We start from the raw sequence: 16,286 nt of genomic DNA, 5'->3' as shown, positions 1-16,286 counted from the left end.
AGGTCCTATGAAGTGACTGCCCGCCTACCGGCGGTTGGTCCGGCTCCGCGACAGAATCCGCCGGGCGGTCCGTTGCCGGCACCGTCCGCATGGGCCACAGGTGGGCCGGGCGGCTATGCGGAGTCACAGGAGAGAGGCGACTTTCTTCGCGGTCTTTTTGGCTGATCCGGGGTTCTGCCCGGTCACGAGATTCGCGTCGACCACGGCGTAGGGGACGAACGGCAGCTTGGCCTTCTCGTAGAGCGCGCCGCGCTTCTGCACCTCGTCCTCGACGTTGTAGGGCACCAGCTTGTCCACTCGCGCGAGGACTTCCTCCTGCCAGGCGAACCCGGTGAGCTTGCGTCCGGCGACGAGGTAGGTGCCGTCGGAGAGCTTCGTATTGAGCAAGCCGCAGTAGCCGTGGCAGACCGAGGCGACGATGCCGCCGCGTTCGTAGATCTCTCGGGTGATGCGCTGCAGGCCCTCGCTGTCGGGGAAGTCGTACATCACCGCATGCCCGCCGGTGAAGTAGATGGCGTCGTAGTCGGCGGAGTCGATCCGGTCGGGGCTCGCGGTGTTCTCCAGCAGCGCCATCCGCGCCGGATCGGCCCGCCACGCCTTCGCGGTCTTGTCGTAGCTGGGGAACTTCAGCGACCGTGGTTCCAAGGGACAGCGGCCGCCCGCCGGACTGACGATGGTCTGCTCGAATCCGTGCTCTTCGAAGACATGCCAGGCATGGGTGAGCTCGGACAACCACAGTCCGGTCGGGTGGGACGGGTCGTCGTAATGGCCGACGTTGGTGACGACGTTCAAGATGCGCTTGGTCATGCGTGATCTTCCTTCGTGCGTCGTTGGTTCTACTTCTTCACGTGGTCTCATCGCCGGTGCGCACTCGGTCGATTCAGTGTGCGCCCACTCGTCGCAGGGTCTGGAGTGCGACGGTGCGGATCCGGGACCACCGGTCATGAGTGACACCGCGCGGTGGGCTGAAACCTTGCAGGCGCTGCTGCGCGACGCTCCGGGGCTCGGTGTACTTCAGCAGCCTGTCGGCGCCGTGCCTGCGACCGCGTCCGGAGTCGCCCATGCCGCCCATGGGAGCGTCGATGCGAGCGCGGTCGCATCCTTGGCGACAGTGTCGGCCACGTGCGCGGTGACCGTCTCGCGCTGCGCGGAGGTGGTCAGCGAACCCCATGCCGAACAGGTGGCGCGCGGCAACAGCTTCGCCGCCTCGGCGCCGGCCCGGCGCACGCGCTACGCCGCTACCGCTCCTGGCTCGACAACCGTGCCGCCGTGAACCGATCGGCCGAGCTGAGACGGTTACCATCCGGTCATGGCGGAGATCAGGAGTGAGCGGCGGGACAAGGTCGCGGTCATCACCGTGCACGATCCGGATCGGCGCAACGCGTTGACACCGGCGCTGTCCCGGCAACTCGCCGCCGCGGTGGCCGAGGCCGAGCGCGATACCGGCGTGCACGCCGTAGTCGTCACCGGAACCCCGCCCGCGTTCTGCGCGGGCGCCGATCTGAGCGCGCTCGGCGCGGCCCGCGAGGAGGGTCTGCGGGTGATCTACGACGGATTCCTGGCGGTCGCGCGCTGTGCACTGCCCACCATCGCCGCGGTCGGCGGTGCCGCGGTCGGCGCGGGACTCAATCTGGCGCTGGCCGCCGACGTCCGGATCGCCGGGCCCCGCGCCCGGTTCGACGCGCGGTTCCTGCGGCTCGGCCTCCATCCCGGCGGCGGAATGACGTGGATGCTGCAACGCGCCGTAGGGCCGCAACGGGCCGCCGCGATGACGCTGTTCGGGGAGATCCTCGACGCCGAGGCCGCGCTCGACGCCGGATTGGCGCACCGGGTGATCGACGGCGATCACGATGCGCTGCTCGCCGGAGCGCTCGATTTCGCCGCGGGCGCCGCCGAGGCGCCGCGCGACCTGCTCATCACCACCAAGCGCACCATGCGTCACACCGCGAACCTGGACGCCCACGCCGCCGCCGTCGACGCCGAGATCGTGCCACAGGTCGCGTCCCTCGAATCTCCCGAGTTCACCGCGCGGCTGGCGGCGAAGAAGGCCCAAATCGGCCGTCCTCGGTGATCGGCAACCGAATCGTCTGATCGCGCGCACACCCGCGATCGGCGCCCCGAACGCAACGGTGCGAAGCACCCATACGGCGACCGGCGCTTGCCCCTGCACGCCGCGCAGCCCGCGAGGTCGGCCGACGCCCGGAGTGGTGCCACGATCAGGCTCCTGACGTGTTCGCCGGAGCGGCAGGTCCTGCCGCTATCGGTCGGCTCGAAGCCTCATCGGTCTCGACGCGGTGTAGTGGCGTCGCATGCTCCCGGATTCGACGCTTGCCGCGAATGCGGTTTGGCGTCGGCAGCCGGGGGTAGCCGCTCCGAGACCGCATAGGACTTGCGCAGCGGCGTTTCCTCTGCGACCGATACTCCGTGTCCGCGCAAGCGCAGGGCACGGCGCTTTTCGAGCGCGCGAGGCCCTGCGACGACGGAGAGCGAGAGGAGGGCTCATGCACTACATCGATGACACCAAACACCTGCTGAGCGATCTGGTGGGACGGGTGATCGAGTCGGCGAGCAGCTACTCGAGCAGTCAAACGGTGACCATCGCCCGTCCGCGGGCCGAAGTCGAGCAATTCTGGCGCGACCCGGCGAAGCTGTCCGAGGTGCTGGGCGACGTCGCCGAGGTGCGGGCGACGGAACCCTCGACCTACGAGTGGACGTTGCAGTCGGGCACCGACGGCCGCACAACCTGGAAGACCACGCTGCGCGAGGAGGAGGGGCACCTCCGGTTCGTCGGCTCGGCCGGGGAAGACGCACCGTCCGCCGAAGGCCTCGAGATCGAGCTGTGCTTCCGGGACGCGCCGCAGGACCTCGGGACGGAGGTGACGATGCGGGCGCGCACCCCGCTGCCCGATCTGCTGACCGGTGCGGCGATGTTCACCGCTCTCTACCGGGCCCGAGCCCGCCTGCAGACCGGCGAGATCCCCACCCTGGCCCACAATCCGAGCGCGCGTTCTTCCGCTCGGTGAACAGGAGGCGACATGCATGCGCTCTGCTGGAACGGCGTCAACGACCTCGCCGTGGAAACCGTCCCCGACCCGGGTCTGGTCAATCCGCACGATGTCATCGTGCAGGTCCGTCTGACCACCACCTGCGGTTCCGACCTGCATTTCATCGACGGCTATCTGCCGGGAATGCGGGAAGGTGATGTCTTCGGACACGAGTTCATGGGCGAGGTCGTCGAAATCGGCGCCGAAGTCACTTCGACAAAGGTGGGCGACCGCGTCGTCGTCCCGTCGTTCATCGGATGCGCCTCGTGCTGGTACTGCGACCACGAACTGTATTCGCTCTGCGACACGACCAATCCCAACAGCGCCCTGCAACAACCGCTCTTCGGTTACCCGACCGGCGGCATCTACGGTTACACCCACCCCTTCGGCGGCTATCAGGGGTCCCACGCGCAATATGTCCGTGTCCCGTTCGGTGACGTGAACTGTTTCCAGATTCCGGAAGGCGTTACCGACGAACAGGCATTGTTCTTGTCCGATGCGGTGCCGACGGGCTTGATGGGCGCCGAATTCTGTGACATCCACCCGGGTGACACCGTCGCGGTCTGGGGCAGCGGCGGCGTCGGCCTGATGGCCGGACACACCGCCCGCCTGCTCGGCGCCGACCGCGTTTTCGTCATCGACCGTTTCCCCGAGCGGCTGAGCATGGCGAGTGAGCAGTTCGGTGCGGAAACGATCAACTACACCGCGGTCGACAGCGTCCAGGAGACCCTGCGCGAGAGCACCGGCGGCCGCGGTCCTGACGCCTGCATCGATGCCGTCGGGATGGAAGGACACGGCACCGGAATCCAGCAGCTCTACGATCGAGCCAAACAGCTGCTCCGGCTCGAATCCGACCGCGCGACCCCACTGCGCGAAGCGATTCTCGCGTGCCGGAAAGGCGGCGTCGTATCGGTGCTCGGCATCTACGGTTTGACCGACAAATTCCCCATGGGCGTGGTGACCAACAAAGGCCTTACCATTCGCACCGCGCAGCAATCCGGCCAGCGGTTCGTGCCCCGGATGTTCGATTACATTCAGCAGGGCGACCTCGACCCCTCCTATCTGATCACCCACGACATGCCGCTCACCGATGCGGTATATGGCTACGACATCTTCAAGCACAAAAAAGAAGGGTGCATCCGTTCGGTGTTCCGGCCCTGATGCCGGGTTCCGGGCGGGAAGAGCGGGGCACCAACCGTACATGGCGGGACGGATTGTGCGGTGTGCCCCTTTCCCGGGCTCGGCTGGCCCGCTTCCCGCACGTCCCGTGGAGCGAGGCGCTGTGGTTGGCCGACACGTCCGGCCACGTGATCGTGACCTGTCGCCGCTGTGCCGCTGCCGGGGGGCGGGAAAGCCGGCGGTGGACCCGCAGCGACCCCCGTCCTTGACCGACGCCGCACCGCAGCGCTCCTCCCGGGGAGCAGTTCTTGGCGCCCGTCCGGTCCGGCAACTACGTGCAGCGGCGGCAAGATCGAATCTCCGCAAACGCGCCCGGGCGTAAGGCGTCCCTGGGTACGCTGCGCGGCAGTCGCCCGGCGCCGCACAACGGGTATCGCGACTTCGAAACAAACTCTTGACTCGTTCCAGAAAACGGACGAGACTTCCGTGCATGCCAACGGCCTCGGACTTCCAGCAGATGCTGCGAGGAGTTGCCCTGCGAGTGACCCGCCCCCGGGTCGCGGTGCTGAGCGCGGTGCACGATCATCCGCACGCCGACACGGAGTCGATCATCCGCGCCGTGCGCTCCGAGCTGCCCGAGGTGTCCCATCAAACGGTGTACGACTCGTTGAACGCGCTCACCGCCACCGGCCTCGTCCGGCGTATCCAGCCGTCCGGATCGGTCGCCCGCTACGAATCGCGGGTCGGCGACAATCACCACCACGTCGTATGCCGGGCGTGCGGGGTGATCGCCGATGTCGACTGCGCCATCGGCGACGCCCCCTGTTTGACCGCGTCCGACGACAGCGGGTTCTCGATCGACGAGGCCGAGGTCATCTATTGGGGCCTGTGCCCCGACTGTGTGGAAAGACAAGCTTCCCGATCACATCCGTGATCGCAGCCCACATCACTCATTTCAGGAAGGAATGCTGTGTCATCCGATAGCCGCCCACCCAATCCTGACACCCAGACGCACAGCGCGAGCGAGAGCGAGAACCCGGCGATCCCGTCCCCCACCGCGAAGACGGACCATCGCCCCCGCAGCAACAAGGACTGGTGGCCGGAGCAGATCGATGTCTCGGTGCTGCACGCCCATTCGTCCAAGTCCAACCCGCTGGGTGAGGATTTCAACTACCCCGAAGAGTTCAAGAAGCTCGACGTCGACGCCCTCAAGGCGGACGTCGCGGCAATCATGACCAACTCGCAGGACTGGTGGCCCGCCGACTACGGCCACTACGGCGGCCTGTTCATCCGGATGAGCTGGCACGCCGCGGGCACCTACCGCATCGCCGACGGCCGCGGCGGCGGCGGTCAGGGTGCGCAACGTTTCGCGCCGCTGAACAGCTGGCCGGACAACGCCAACCTGGACAAGGCGCGCCGCCTGCTGTGGCCGGTCAAGCAGAAGTACGGCAACAAGATCTCGTGGGCCGACCTGCTGGTGTTCGCCGGCAACGTGGCCTTGGAGTCGATGGGCTTCCAAACCTTCGGCTTCGGCTTCGGCCGCCCGGACATCTGGGAGCCGGAAGAGGTCTTCTGGGGTCCGGAGGACACCTGGCTCGGCGACGAGCGCTACAGCGGTGACCGCGAACTGGCGGGCCCCCTCGGCGCCGTCCAGATGGGCCTGATCTATGTGAACCCGGAAGGGCCCAATGGCCGCCCGGATCCGGTGGCCGCGGCGCGCGACATCCGTGAGACGTTCGGCCGCATGGCGATGAACGACGAAGAGACCGCCGCGCTGATCGTCGGCGGCCACAGTTTCGGAAAAACCCACGGTGCCGGCGATGCCGGCCTGGTCGGCCCCGAGCCCGAAGGCGCACCCATCGAGCAGCAGGGCCTCGGCTGGAAGAGCGCCTACGGCTCGGGCAAGGGGAAGGACGCCATCACCAGCGGTCTCGAGGTCGTCTGGACGTCCACCCCGACCAAATGGGGCAACGGCTTCCTGCAGAACCTCTACGGCTACGAGTGGGAGCTGACCAAGAGCCCCGCCGGGGCATGGCAGTGGAAGCCGAAGGACGGCGCGGGCGCGGGCACCATTCCCGACCCGTTCGATGGGCCCGCACGGACGCCCACGATGCTCACCACCGACTTGGCGCTGCGCGAGGACCCGATCTACGGCGAGATCACCCGCCGCTGGCTGGAGCACCCCGAGGAACTGGCCGAGGCGTTCGCCAAGGCGTGGTACAAGCTGCTGCACCGCGACATGGGCCCGATCACCCGTTACCTGGGTCCGTGGGTCCCCGAGCCGCAGCTGTGGCAGGATCCCGTTCCCGAGGTCGATCACGAATTGATCGACGAGTCCGACGTCGCGGCGCTCAAGAGCAGGGTGCTGGAGTCCGGCCTGTCGGTGGCGCAGCTGGTCAAGACCGCGTGGGCCGCGGCGGCGAGCTACCGCAGCACCGACAAGCGCGGCGGCGCCAACGGCGCTCGGATCCGCCTCGAGCCGCAGAAGAACTGGGAAGTCAACGAGCCGGACGAGCTGGCGAAGGTGCTGCCCGTGCTGGAGCAGATCCAGCAGGACTTCAACGGTTCGGCCTCCGGCGGCAAGAAGGTCTCGCTGGCCGACCTGATCATCCTGGCCGGTTCCGCGGCGGTCGAGAAGGCGGCCAAGGACGCCGGTCACCAGATCACGGTGCCGTTCTCGCCCGGGCGGACGGACGCGACTCAGGAGAACACCGACGTCGAGTCCTTCGCGGTTCTCGAACCGCGGGCCGACGGGTTCCGTAACTACGTGCGGACCGGCGAGAAGGCTCCGCTGGAGCGCCTGCTGCTCGACCGGGCGTACATGCTGGACGTGACCGCTCCGGAGCTGACGGTGCTCATCGGCGGCCTGCGCGCCTTGGGCGCCAACTACGGCGGCACCGACCACGGTGTGTTCACCGACCGGCCGGGCGTGCTGACGAACGACTTCTTCGTCAACCTGCTCGACCAGAACACCGAGTGGAAGCCGTCGGAGTCGGCGGAGAACGTCTACGAAGGGTTCGACCGGGCCTCCGGCGCCGCCAAGTGGACCGCCACCGCCAACGACCTCATCTTCGGGTCGCACTCGGTGCTGCGCGCGGTGGCCGAGGTCTACGCGCAGGACGACGCCGGGGCGAAGTTCGTGAACGACTTCGTCGCCGCGTGGGTCAAGGTGGTCGAGAACGATCGGTTCGATCTCGCCTGATCGGCATCGATGGGAGTCCAGGCCGGCCCTGAAGGGCCGGCCTGGACTTCTTTATGCGCAGCCGATCGGCGGGTGGCTGTGGGCAGGCACATCGGGTCCGGCGTGTGATCTGCCCCGTAGCGGGTGATCAGCGTGTACCGGGCCGCGGGCTTGCGGGGCGGGCGGTCACGGTTGCCGAGAGAGCTGGGACCCGACCTAACCGGAGTGCGCGGGTGTGTCGCCGGGGCGGTGACCGGTGGTCATATAGAGAGTGCGGCGGCCGACCTCTACGGCATGGTCGGCGAAACGTTCGTAGTAGCGACCCAGCAGGGTGACGTCCACGGCCGCGGCGGTGCCGTTGTCCCATTCGTCGGCGAGGATCGCCGCGAGCAGGTCGCGGTGCAGGTCGTCCATGGTGTCGTCGCGCGCGTCGAGATCCGCGGCGTCGCCGGGGTCGGCGGTGGTCAGCACGCCGACCGCGGCATCCGCCAGGTCGACCGCGGTCTCCCCCATGTGGGTCACCAGATCTCGGACCGGTTCGGGGACCGCGTCGGCGGGATGCCTGCGCCGCGCGGCGCGGGCGATGTGCTCGGTCAGTGCGCTCATGCGGGTGAGATCGTCGACCATTTGCAGCGCGGTCACCACCCGCCGGAGTTCTCCCGCGACAGGGGCTTCGAGCGCCAGGAGCGTCATCGCGGCATGCTCGGTGTCCTCGCGCATCGCGACGGTTTCGGCGCAGTAGTCGATGGTGCGCTCGGCCAGTTCCAGGTCCGCGCCGAGAAGAGCGTCGGTGGCCATCGCGATGGCTTCGCGATTGCGTGCGCACATCACCCGCAGTTGATCGGCCAGCTGCTCGAGGTGATCGTGATAGCGGGTGCGCACCCTTCCATCATCGCGCGCATCGGGGCAGCGCGCTGCAGGCTCGCGGGGGCCGACAGCAGCGCGGCCGGCCGCCGCGCCGTCGATAGCACGTTGCCTCAGTAAGCTGTTCGTCGACCGTGTCGCTGTCGGGCCGGAAGGGGCGAATGTGGGATTGCCATCTGCCGGACCATTGACGGCGCGGACCGGGGCCGCCGAGACATGGTGGTCGTGTTGCGCTGCCGGGGTGTCGATGCCGTGGCGTACGTTGCGCCCACGCCGCCACGACACACAGTTGCTCGATTCGATCACAGACGCGGACCTGCCCCCGGCGCGGGCCAGGGTCCGGTTGACCGCGCTGGTCCACGGCGTGCGCCCGGTCCCGGCCTACGGAGTGATCGAAGGAGCGCTGCGGCCGTCCACGGTGGCGATCGCGATGACCAGTTTCCTGGTCGAACATCCACAGGCTCGCTTCGTGGTCGATCCATCGATGTGCACCGACGTGCACGCCCGGGTCCTGCCGCAGCTGCGCCGCCCGTATCGCGGGCTCGTCGCTCCTCCGGACGCGCTTGTCGGCCTGGCGGATTCCCTGGCGATGTCGGCCGTCGCCGTCGAGGGCATCGACTTCGCGATCGCGACGCACATCCACTGGGACCACGTGGCCGGCCTGCTCGATCTACCGGAATCACTCGCGCTGCGGGTCGCCACGGCCGAACTGGAATGGGCAACGAACCCCGCGACGGCCCCCATGGGAGTCGCCGAGTCGATCGGCGCACGGCCGATGCCCTGCTTCGACCTCGACGGTCCCCCCGTGCTGAGTTTCGCCCGGAGCCACGATCTGTTCGGTGACGGCTCGGTCCTGGCGGTGGACCTCGCCGGACACACCCCGGGCAGCATCGGGCTCGTGCTCGCCGTGCAGGACGGCGGCTACGTGCTGCTGGCAGGCGACGCGGTCTGGCGCCGGGAGCAGATCGCGCTGCTCCGTCAGAAGCCGCCGCTGCCAGGGCTTCTCGTCGATCACGATCGATCCGCCGCCTTCGCCGCCATCCACCGCCTGCACCGTCTGCCCCCGGGGATCGAGGTCGTTCCCACACACGACCACGCTGCGGCGAAGAGATGGGCGCCACGCTGAAATCCGGCGGGGCCCGCGAATTCGGCGAAGGTTTCAGAGGTACCGCACCTGGTGCTCGAGGTATGGCGAAACGCCCGACGGCCCGGCCTACGGCAGCGTTTCGAACATCCGCGCGCACCGCAAGTGCCGGTGCGGCGACTGATCCGAGGGCGAGAGCGTTCTCGGAGTAGGTCAGCTGCCGAAAGATCGCGCCCGGGTGACGGTGGCCTCAGCGCTCGACCGCAGCCCGGCGGCGACGGCTTCCACGACCTGGATGTGCTGCACGCGCCGCGATTCTCCGTCCGATGCCCGGGAAGCTCCCGTGCATGCCTGGCTGCTCCAGCGGCGCGACCAGAAACGGACCAGCCGGAAGAGCGCCGGGCCACCGTCGACCACATCGCCGGAGCCCGCCACTGCGGAACCGGCCGTGGCCCGGGGGATACAAGTGGCCCTTCCCGGCGCGCTACACAGGAGGCGGCGATGTCCATCGTTCTCAATCACACGATCGTCCCGGCGACCGACAAGCACTCCTCGGCAACTCTTTCGCCGAGCTGATGGGGCTGGCGGTATCCGCTCCGAGCGGACCGTTCGTGCCCGTGCGAGTCAACGACGATCTCACGTTCGACTTCGACGACCGTGGACAGGTCGAGCCCGGTCATTACGCCTTCCTCGTCGACGACGACACCTTCGACGCCGTGCTGGGGCGGCTGACGAAGTGGCCCGCCGTCGAGTACGGCTCCGGCCCGGAACGCGGATGGGACCGTCGAATCAACCACCTGGCAGGCGGGCGCGGGATCTACGTTCGCGACCCCGACGGCCACAGCTACGAGCTGTTCACCGCCGTTCCCTGAAGGCGAGGCACTGCCTAGTGCGATCGCCGATCTTCGGAAGAGACGGCCTCGGCGACGCGGTCCGCCAGGGCGCGCAGGTGGTCGATGAGTTCGGGTGGTTCGTGGACTCGGAATCCGAAGCCGAAAAGACCTATATAAACGGCCAATTCGTCGAGCGAGTTCGAGCCGGTGTGCAGCAGACAGTGCCCGTCGTCGATCGCCTCGACGAGGCCGACGGTGGGTGCGATGCGCGCGGCCGCCACGGTTGCGGGTACGTCGAGGGTGACGCGTGCCCGGTACCGGTAGGGAGCGGTGCTGACGCCGTGGGAGACGAAATCGGACAGGCCCGGCTCCGGCGCCTCGCGCGGAGCGAACCGCGGGCCGTTCGGGATGCGCGGACGCAGGCGGTCCACCCGGTAAGTGCGCCAATCGGCCCGGTCGACATCCCAGCCGACCAGGTACCAGTGCCGTCCGGTGTGCACGAGCCGATGCGGTTCCGCCGCCCGGCGGATCTCGGTGCCGCTGTGCGTGCGGTAGTCGAAGCGGAGCTGTTCGTGGTCGCGGATCGCGGCGGCGATAGCGGTCAGCACGTCCGGGTCCACCGCCGGGGTTCCGGCCGGCATGCTGACCGTGGCCGCCTGCAGCGCCGAGACGCGGTGGCGCAGCCTCGTCGGAAGGATCCGCTCCAGTTTGGCCAGCGCCCGCAGCGAACTCTCCTCTATGCCCGCGATGGTCCCGCCCGCCGCGGTCCGCAGCCCGAGGACGACTGCGACGGCCTCGTCATCGGTCAACAGCAGTGGCGGCAGCTGCGCTCCCGCGCCCAACCGATATCCGGCTGCGCCCGCGACCGCGTGCACGGGATAGCCGAGGGTGCGCAGCTTCCCGATGTCGCGGCGGACCGTCCGCACATCGACCCGCAGGCGTTCGGCGAGTTCCGCGCCGGTCCAGTCGCGGGGTGTCTGCAATAGGGACAGCAGTTCGAGCAGTCGGGCCGAGGTTTCCAACACACTGAAATTCTGCCCGAAAGCTAGGGCGGAAGTTGTCCTAACTGGATTCTAGGGTGATTTCCATGAGCACAGAGATCACTCCCTTCCGGATCGACGTCCCCCAAGAGCAGCTCGACGATTTGAATCGACGGCTCGATGCCACCCGCTGGCCCGATTCGGCTCCCGGAGTGGGCTGGGCCCAGGGCATCCCGCTCGACTACACCAGGGAGCTGGCCGACTATTGGCGCAACACCTACGACTGGCGCGCCCAAGAGGCCCGGCTGAATTCCTTCCCGCAGTTCCGTACCGAGATCGACGGTCACGACGTGCATTTCATCCACGTCCGTTCGGCTGAACCCGACGCGTTGCCGCTGGTGCTCACGCACGGATGGCCCGGTTCGATCGTGGAGTTCCTCGACGTGATCGGGCCGTTGACCGACCCGGTGGCGCACGGCGGCAACGCCGAGGACGCCTTTCACGTCGTGGTGCCGACCATCCCCGGGTACGGGTTGTCCGGCCCCGCGGTGGGCTGGTCGACCACGCGGGCCGCCCGGGCCTGGGCGGTGCTGATGGATCGCCTCGGCTACGACCGATACGCCGCGCACGGTGAAGACACCGGCGCAGCCATTTCCCGTGAACTGGCGGTGATCGACGCCGAGCACGTCGTCGCCGTACACCTGACGGATATGGCCTCGGCCACCGTCGAGACCGCCGACCCCGACGATCCGGCCGAACAGCGTGCCGTCGAGCTGGCCCGCCGCTACGAGTACGAACTCGGCGCGTACGCGATGCTGCAAGCCACCCGCCCGCAGACGCTGTCCTACGCGCTCACCGATTCACCGGTCGCGCAATTGGCCTGGATCGTCGAACGATTCAAGGACTGGACCGACTCCACGAACGCGCCCGAGGACGCCGTCGACCGCGACGCGATGCTGACCAACGTCATGATCTACTGGCTCAACGGCACCGCGGGCTCCTCGGCACGCTACTACTACGAGGGCGCCGCCACCTGGGGCATGCCCGAGCCCTACACCGACGTTCCGGTCGCCGTAGCAGTTCTGCCGCACAACATCGGCGCACCCGTGCGCCGCATCGCCGAACAGAACAACAACATCGTGCGCTGGACCGAATTCGACCGGGGCGGCCACTTCGCCGCCATGGAAGAACCCGACCTCATCATCGGCGATCTGCGCGCCACGTTCAGCGCATACCGCAAGTAGGAAGCCGGGCGGCGCGCTCTTCCCGAGGATGGCGGCAGTAGCTCCGATATTCTCCGAGCTACTGCCGTCATCCAGGAGATACATGCCCACGGGAATTCGCTCCACGACACGCACGCTCGCACGGTTCGCGGCGGGAGGACTGCTCGTCAACACCGTCCCGCACGCCGTCAAGGGCCTGGCCGGAGAACGGTTTCCCACCCCGTTCGCGAATCCGCCCGGGGTCGGCCTGTCCTCCCCGACCGCTAACGTCGCGTGGGGTGCGATCAATCTCGTGATCGGCAGCGCACTGTTGCGCGGCGGACTGCGGACGACGGGTGAGAAGGTCGCGACAGGGGCCGGTGGCGCGCTGATGGCGTTCGGGCTCTCCTACTATTTCGGTCGTCTCGACCACACGAATCGGGGACCAACGACTCCTTTCCTCGCGGCGCCGGACACCTAACGTCGGCCATATGAACGAGCTACCCACCGGAGACACCATCGAGAAGGCCGTCCTCCTCGCCGGCCGGGCGCCGTCGCTGCACAACAGCCAGCCCTGGCACTGGACCTTCGACGGCCACGCGCTACGGCTGTTCGCCGTGCCCGAACGCAGGCTCCCGGCGACCGACACCGCCGGGCGCCAGATGCTGATCAGCTGCGGCATCGCACTGGGCCATCTCCGCGCGGCCATGGCCGCCGCAGGCTGGCGGATCGTCGTCGCCCGCTTCCCGGATCCGAACCGTCGCACTCATCTGGCCACCATCACGTTCCAACCGGCCGGCTTCGTGACCGAGGGGGACCGTGCCCGCGCCGATGCCATCCTGCGCAGGCACACCGACCGGTTGCCGTTCGCGGCGCCCACCGGATGGTCTGATTTCGAAACCGTGTTGCGCAGCACCTTCGACCCCGCCGACGCCACCTTGACCGTGCTGCACGACGACAGCCGCCCCACGCTGGCCCGGGCATCCGAGATGAGCGCGTCCCTGCGCCGCTACGACCCTGGCTACCACGCCGAACTGCAATGGTGGACAGGGCACGTCATCGCCGACGCAGGGATCCCCGAGGAAGCTCTGATCTCCGAGCAGGAACGGCAGCGCGTGAGCGTGGGCCGCAAGTTCCCCACCGTCACCGGCGACCGGCGTGCGGAGGTCGCCGACGACCATTCGGTCGTCCTCGTCCTGTCCACCGGCGACGACACCGCCGACGACCTGGTGCGCTGCGGCGAGGTGCTCTCCACGGTGCTCTTGGAATGCACCCTCGCGGGATACGCGACCTGCCCGCTCACCCACCTCACCGAAGTCCCGCAGAGCCGCGCCGCCGTCCGCACGCTGCTCGCGGGCTCCGAGGTCCCCCAAGTATTGGTTCGTGTCGGCTCGACACCCGCGACCGCGGAACACGCTCCTCAGACGCCGCGCCGCGCGCTCGATGAGATCCTGGACATGCCCGAGTCCGCGGAGCGCGCGGACTGAGGTCCCACCGGCATCGGGACGTTCGGCACACGCTTTCCGGGCAGCAGTACCCTCCCGTCGGCCACGCTGCTCGAGCAAGCTGTGCTCTATGCCACCGCGTCTCATTCCCCGATGGCCGCCGGACGGAGCAACGGACCCGGAGGCCGTGCCCCTGGCGGTTCCCGCGGTGGTGCTCGCTTCGATCATGTTGCTCGGGATGCTCGTGGCGCTGGTCGTGATGCTTCCCGACTGGGCCCGCGACTACGGCGCGGGCCTGGTGTACTTCGCTGTCGTGATCTACTCCGCTCTCGCGGTCCGGCTGTTGTGGTGGGGGTTGGCGATGCTGCGTGCCCGTGTGCCGGAGACCGACGAGGAGGGCGCCATGAAGAACACCACGGCGGCGACCGCACCGGCCCGGCCCGGCGAAGCCATGACGGACGCGAGAGGGACCAAGGACCTCGTATCCCGGGCGGAACGCCCGTATTCTCGCGGCGCCGGCCCGCGAAGGCTGGGAGCATGACCGCGAACGATGAAGCACCCGCTGTCTCGGTCCCCGGGCACCGAGACCTCCTGGCTGCGCTGCGTCTCGCCTGCCGGGCGCCTTCGGTCCACAACACCCAGCCGTGGCGCTGGGTGTTCGACGGCAGGCGCCTGCATCTCTACACCGACGCGGATCGCCTGCTGCCCTCCACCGACCCGCACGGCCGCCAATTGGTGATCAGCTGCGGAGCCGTGCTGCATCACGCGCGCACCGCCTTCGCGGACCAGGGTTGGCACACCGACACGACGCGCGTACCCGACCGGCAGCGACCCGATCATCTCGCGGTGATCGAATTCCGGCACTGGCCCGACCCACCCGAGGCCATCCACACCCGGGCACTCGTCATCAACCGGCGCCGCACCGATCGGCTGCCGATGACCGAACCGGAAGGCTTCGCCGACCTTCTCCCCCGGCTGCGGATGCTGACCTCCCCGCACGAGGTGGAACTCAGCGTGCTGGACGACAGCGCCCGGCCCCGGCTCGCCGCCGCCTCCCAGCAAGTCGGCGCACTACGCCGTCACGACCTGCTCTATCAAACCGAATTGGAATGGTGGGCAGGGCATTCGGAGGCACCCGACGGCGTCCCCGCCTCCGCGCTGGTGTCGGACGCGGAACTCGCCCGAGTCGGAGTCGCACGCGCGTTTCCCCCGGCCCCGCATGCGATGCGACGCGCCCGACTCGACGATCACGCGCGGCTGGTGGTGCTCGCCACCGAAGCGGACTCTGTGACGCAGTGGCTGCGCACCGGCGAAGCATTGTCGGCCGTGCTGCTGGAATGCACCGCCGCGGGGCTGGCGACCTGCGCGCTGACCCACGTCACCGAACTGCCCACCACCCGTGGGTTGCTCAGCAGCCTCGTTCCCCGGCCGGCGATCTCGCAGGTACTCCTCCGGGTCGGCTCCGCACCCGACGACACGGACACGATCCCGCCGACCCCCCGCCGACCGGTGACGGAAATCTTCACGGTCACGGGCTCCCACTGAACCCGCTGCCACTGCGGCGGTACCCGGCAAGGCCCGCGCCGACGTGATCGGCCTCGGTGTGACCATGGTCCCGTCGGTGCGGGTACGACGCCTCTCACCGGTCCGGGGCCGGACGAGAAGTCTCGTCGATATCAACCGCGATCCATCCGTGAAAGGCACACGTCATGAGCTACCACCGCGACCCTCTCGCACCCGCGGTGCACACCGCGCACGAGTGGCTGCGCACTTTGAGCGACGGACTCGCCACCGAAGACCGGGCGTTCGCGCACCGTGCCCTACGGGCGTGGCTGCACACCGTGCGTGACCGCATCGGCGTCAACGCGGCCGCGCACCTGAGCGCCCAGCTGCCCGAACTGCTGCGCGGGATCTTCTACGAGGGCTGGGTGCCCGCGCACGTGCCCGTCGCGCACGACGTGCCCTCGTTCCTCGATCAGTTCGCGCGGGAAGCGGGCGTGTCCCGGGACGAGGCCTACGCCCTGGCCGGCGCGGTGACCGATGCGCTGGCCGATCTGTTCTCGCCCGGGCAACTCGATCACGTGTTCGCGCTGCTGCCGGAGGATCTGCGCGCGGTGCTGCGCGGAAGCGACCTCGCGGGGACGTTGCAGGACGCGGCGCCGGTCACGCAACCGGAATCTTCTCGTCTCGACGAGGTCGACGCCCGGCTCCAGGCACTCACCGACGCGGTGGCGGTCCTGGCGCACAGCCTCGAAGGACTTTCCGGTGGCGCGCCACCCGACTCCGCGCAGGTATCGGCCGCCCAGCAAGTCCACCGGATCCTCATCGGAGAAGGACTCACCCGCTCCGACGCGACGACGCCCTGACCGATCGCTGCCGGTCTCGGTCCGACGGCGTCCCCGGCGCGCCGCACGTCCAGCTCTCCGCGGCTTCGCGCCGGTAAGGTGACCACGCCCGCGCGAACCCGCGGCGGGCGCGGGAAAGGACTTTGGTCCGTACCGGGCGACCCGCCCGGTACGTAGTGTCGACTCCAC

The 16,286-nt window shown here is 68.7% G+C and carries 16 protein-coding genes and 1 pseudogene; 13 read left to right on the top strand and 4 right to left on the bottom strand.

Annotated features, from left to right (window positions below):
• Nucleotides 1-123 precede the first annotated feature (123 nt).
• Together QMG86_RS14710 and gabD2 are read right to left on the bottom strand one after the other, a co-directional pair.
• The gene (locus QMG86_RS14710) at nucleotides 124-807 is read right to left on the bottom strand and encodes a type 1 glutamine amidotransferase domain-containing protein (protein ID WP_281880164.1); all 684 of its coding nucleotides are present in this window, start codon (nucleotides 805-807) and stop codon (nucleotides 124-126) included.
• 73 nt (nucleotides 808-880) lie between these two features.
• Nucleotides 881-1,078 (bottom strand): annotated as a pseudogene (gabD2, locus tag QMG86_RS33715) (succinic semialdehyde dehydrogenase); the annotation flags it as partial.
• A 231-nt stretch (nucleotides 1,079-1,309) separates the two neighbouring features.
• Between gabD2 and QMG86_RS14700 the strand changes: the two are divergent.
• The 5 genes from QMG86_RS14700 (at nucleotide 1,310) to katG (ending at nucleotide 7,365) form a co-directional block, all read left to right on the top strand.
• Nucleotides 1,310-2,071, top strand: a complete 762-nt coding sequence (locus QMG86_RS14700) for an enoyl-CoA hydratase (protein ID WP_281880162.1) — start codon at nucleotides 1,310-1,312, stop codon at nucleotides 2,069-2,071.
• Nucleotides 2,072-2,501: 430 nt separating this feature from the next.
• The gene (locus QMG86_RS14695) at nucleotides 2,502-3,023 is read left to right on the top strand and encodes an SRPBCC family protein (protein WP_281880160.1); all 522 of its coding nucleotides are present in this window, start codon (nucleotides 2,502-2,504) and stop codon (nucleotides 3,021-3,023) included.
• A gap of 12 nt (nucleotides 3,024-3,035) precedes the next feature.
• The gene (locus QMG86_RS14690; RefSeq protein WP_281880159.1) at nucleotides 3,036-4,205 is read left to right on the top strand and encodes a zinc-dependent alcohol dehydrogenase; all 1,170 of its coding nucleotides are present in this window, start codon (nucleotides 3,036-3,038) and stop codon (nucleotides 4,203-4,205) included.
• Nucleotides 4,206-4,653: 448 nt separating this feature from the next.
• Nucleotides 4,654-5,097: a Fur family transcriptional regulator gene (locus tag QMG86_RS14685; RefSeq protein ID WP_281880158.1), complete on the top strand. Its 444-nt coding sequence runs from the start codon at nucleotides 4,654-4,656 to the stop codon at nucleotides 5,095-5,097.
• A 36-nt stretch (nucleotides 5,098-5,133) separates the two neighbouring features.
• A complete protein-coding gene (gene katG / locus QMG86_RS14680; protein WP_281880157.1) occupies nucleotides 5,134-7,365 on the top strand; it encodes a catalase/peroxidase HPI in 2,232 nt (743 codons plus the stop codon).
• Between the two features lie 195 nt (nucleotides 7,366-7,560).
• Here katG and phoU read toward each other — a convergent pair whose 3' ends face one another.
• A complete protein-coding gene (gene phoU, locus QMG86_RS14675; protein WP_281880156.1) occupies nucleotides 7,561-8,226 on the bottom strand; it encodes a phosphate signaling complex protein PhoU in 666 nt (221 codons plus the stop codon).
• Nucleotides 8,227-8,497: 271 nt separating this feature from the next.
• Here phoU and QMG86_RS14670 point away from each other — a divergent pair, with 271 nt between their 5' ends.
• Nucleotides 8,498-9,334, top strand: coding sequence for an MBL fold metallo-hydrolase (locus QMG86_RS14670; protein WP_281880155.1), 837 nt, complete (start codon nucleotides 8,498-8,500; stop codon nucleotides 9,332-9,334).
• Nucleotides 9,335-9,909: 575 nt separating this feature from the next.
• Nucleotides 9,910-10,164: a VOC family protein gene (locus tag QMG86_RS14665; protein ID WP_281880153.1), complete on the top strand. Its 255-nt coding sequence runs from the start codon at nucleotides 9,910-9,912 to the stop codon at nucleotides 10,162-10,164.
• 14 nt (nucleotides 10,165-10,178) lie between these two features.
• Here the strand turns inward: QMG86_RS14665 and QMG86_RS14660 are convergent, their stop codons facing one another.
• Entirely contained in the window at nucleotides 10,179-11,150 is a 972-nt protein-coding gene (locus QMG86_RS14660; RefSeq protein ID WP_281880152.1) for a helix-turn-helix transcriptional regulator, read from the bottom strand.
• Between the two features lie 62 nt (nucleotides 11,151-11,212).
• On the opposite strand from QMG86_RS14660, the gene QMG86_RS14655 reads away from it, so the two are divergent.
• From QMG86_RS14655 to QMG86_RS14630, 6 genes are all read left to right on the top strand, one after another.
• A complete protein-coding gene (locus QMG86_RS14655; RefSeq protein ID WP_281880150.1) occupies nucleotides 11,213-12,349 on the top strand; it encodes an epoxide hydrolase family protein in 1,137 nt (378 codons plus the stop codon).
• 82 nt (nucleotides 12,350-12,431) lie between these two features.
• Entirely contained in the window at nucleotides 12,432-12,788 is a 357-nt protein-coding gene (locus tag QMG86_RS14650; RefSeq protein WP_281880148.1) for a hypothetical protein, read from the top strand.
• 10 nt (nucleotides 12,789-12,798) lie between these two features.
• Nucleotides 12,799-13,794 carry an Acg family FMN-binding oxidoreductase gene (locus QMG86_RS14645; protein WP_281880147.1) on the top strand — a complete coding sequence of 332 codons (996 nt, stop codon included), beginning with the start codon at nucleotides 12,799-12,801 and terminating at the stop codon, nucleotides 13,792-13,794.
• 88 nt (nucleotides 13,795-13,882) lie between these two features.
• Nucleotides 13,883-14,293: a hypothetical protein gene (locus tag QMG86_RS14640; protein ID WP_281880146.1), complete on the top strand. Its 411-nt coding sequence runs from the start codon at nucleotides 13,883-13,885 to the stop codon at nucleotides 14,291-14,293.
• Nucleotides 14,290-15,297, top strand: a complete 1,008-nt coding sequence (locus QMG86_RS14635; RefSeq protein ID WP_281880145.1) for an Acg family FMN-binding oxidoreductase — start codon at nucleotides 14,290-14,292, stop codon at nucleotides 15,295-15,297. Before QMG86_RS14640 ends, QMG86_RS14635 begins: the two co-directional genes overlap by 4 nt.
• A 164-nt stretch (nucleotides 15,298-15,461) precedes the next feature.
• Complete coding sequence (locus tag QMG86_RS14630; protein ID WP_281880144.1) at nucleotides 15,462-16,118, top strand: DUF2267 domain-containing protein; 657 nt, start codon at nucleotides 15,462-15,464, stop codon at nucleotides 16,116-16,118.
• The last annotated feature ends 168 nt before the right edge of the window (nucleotides 16,119-16,286 follow it).

The sequence above is a fragment of the Nocardia sputorum genome (assembly GCF_027924405.1).
Classification (GTDB): Bacteria; Actinomycetota; Actinomycetes; order Mycobacteriales; family Mycobacteriaceae; genus Nocardia; species Nocardia sputorum.
The sequence above is the reverse complement of the archived record's forward strand: the minus strand, read 5'-3'. Positions and strand labels throughout refer to the sequence as shown.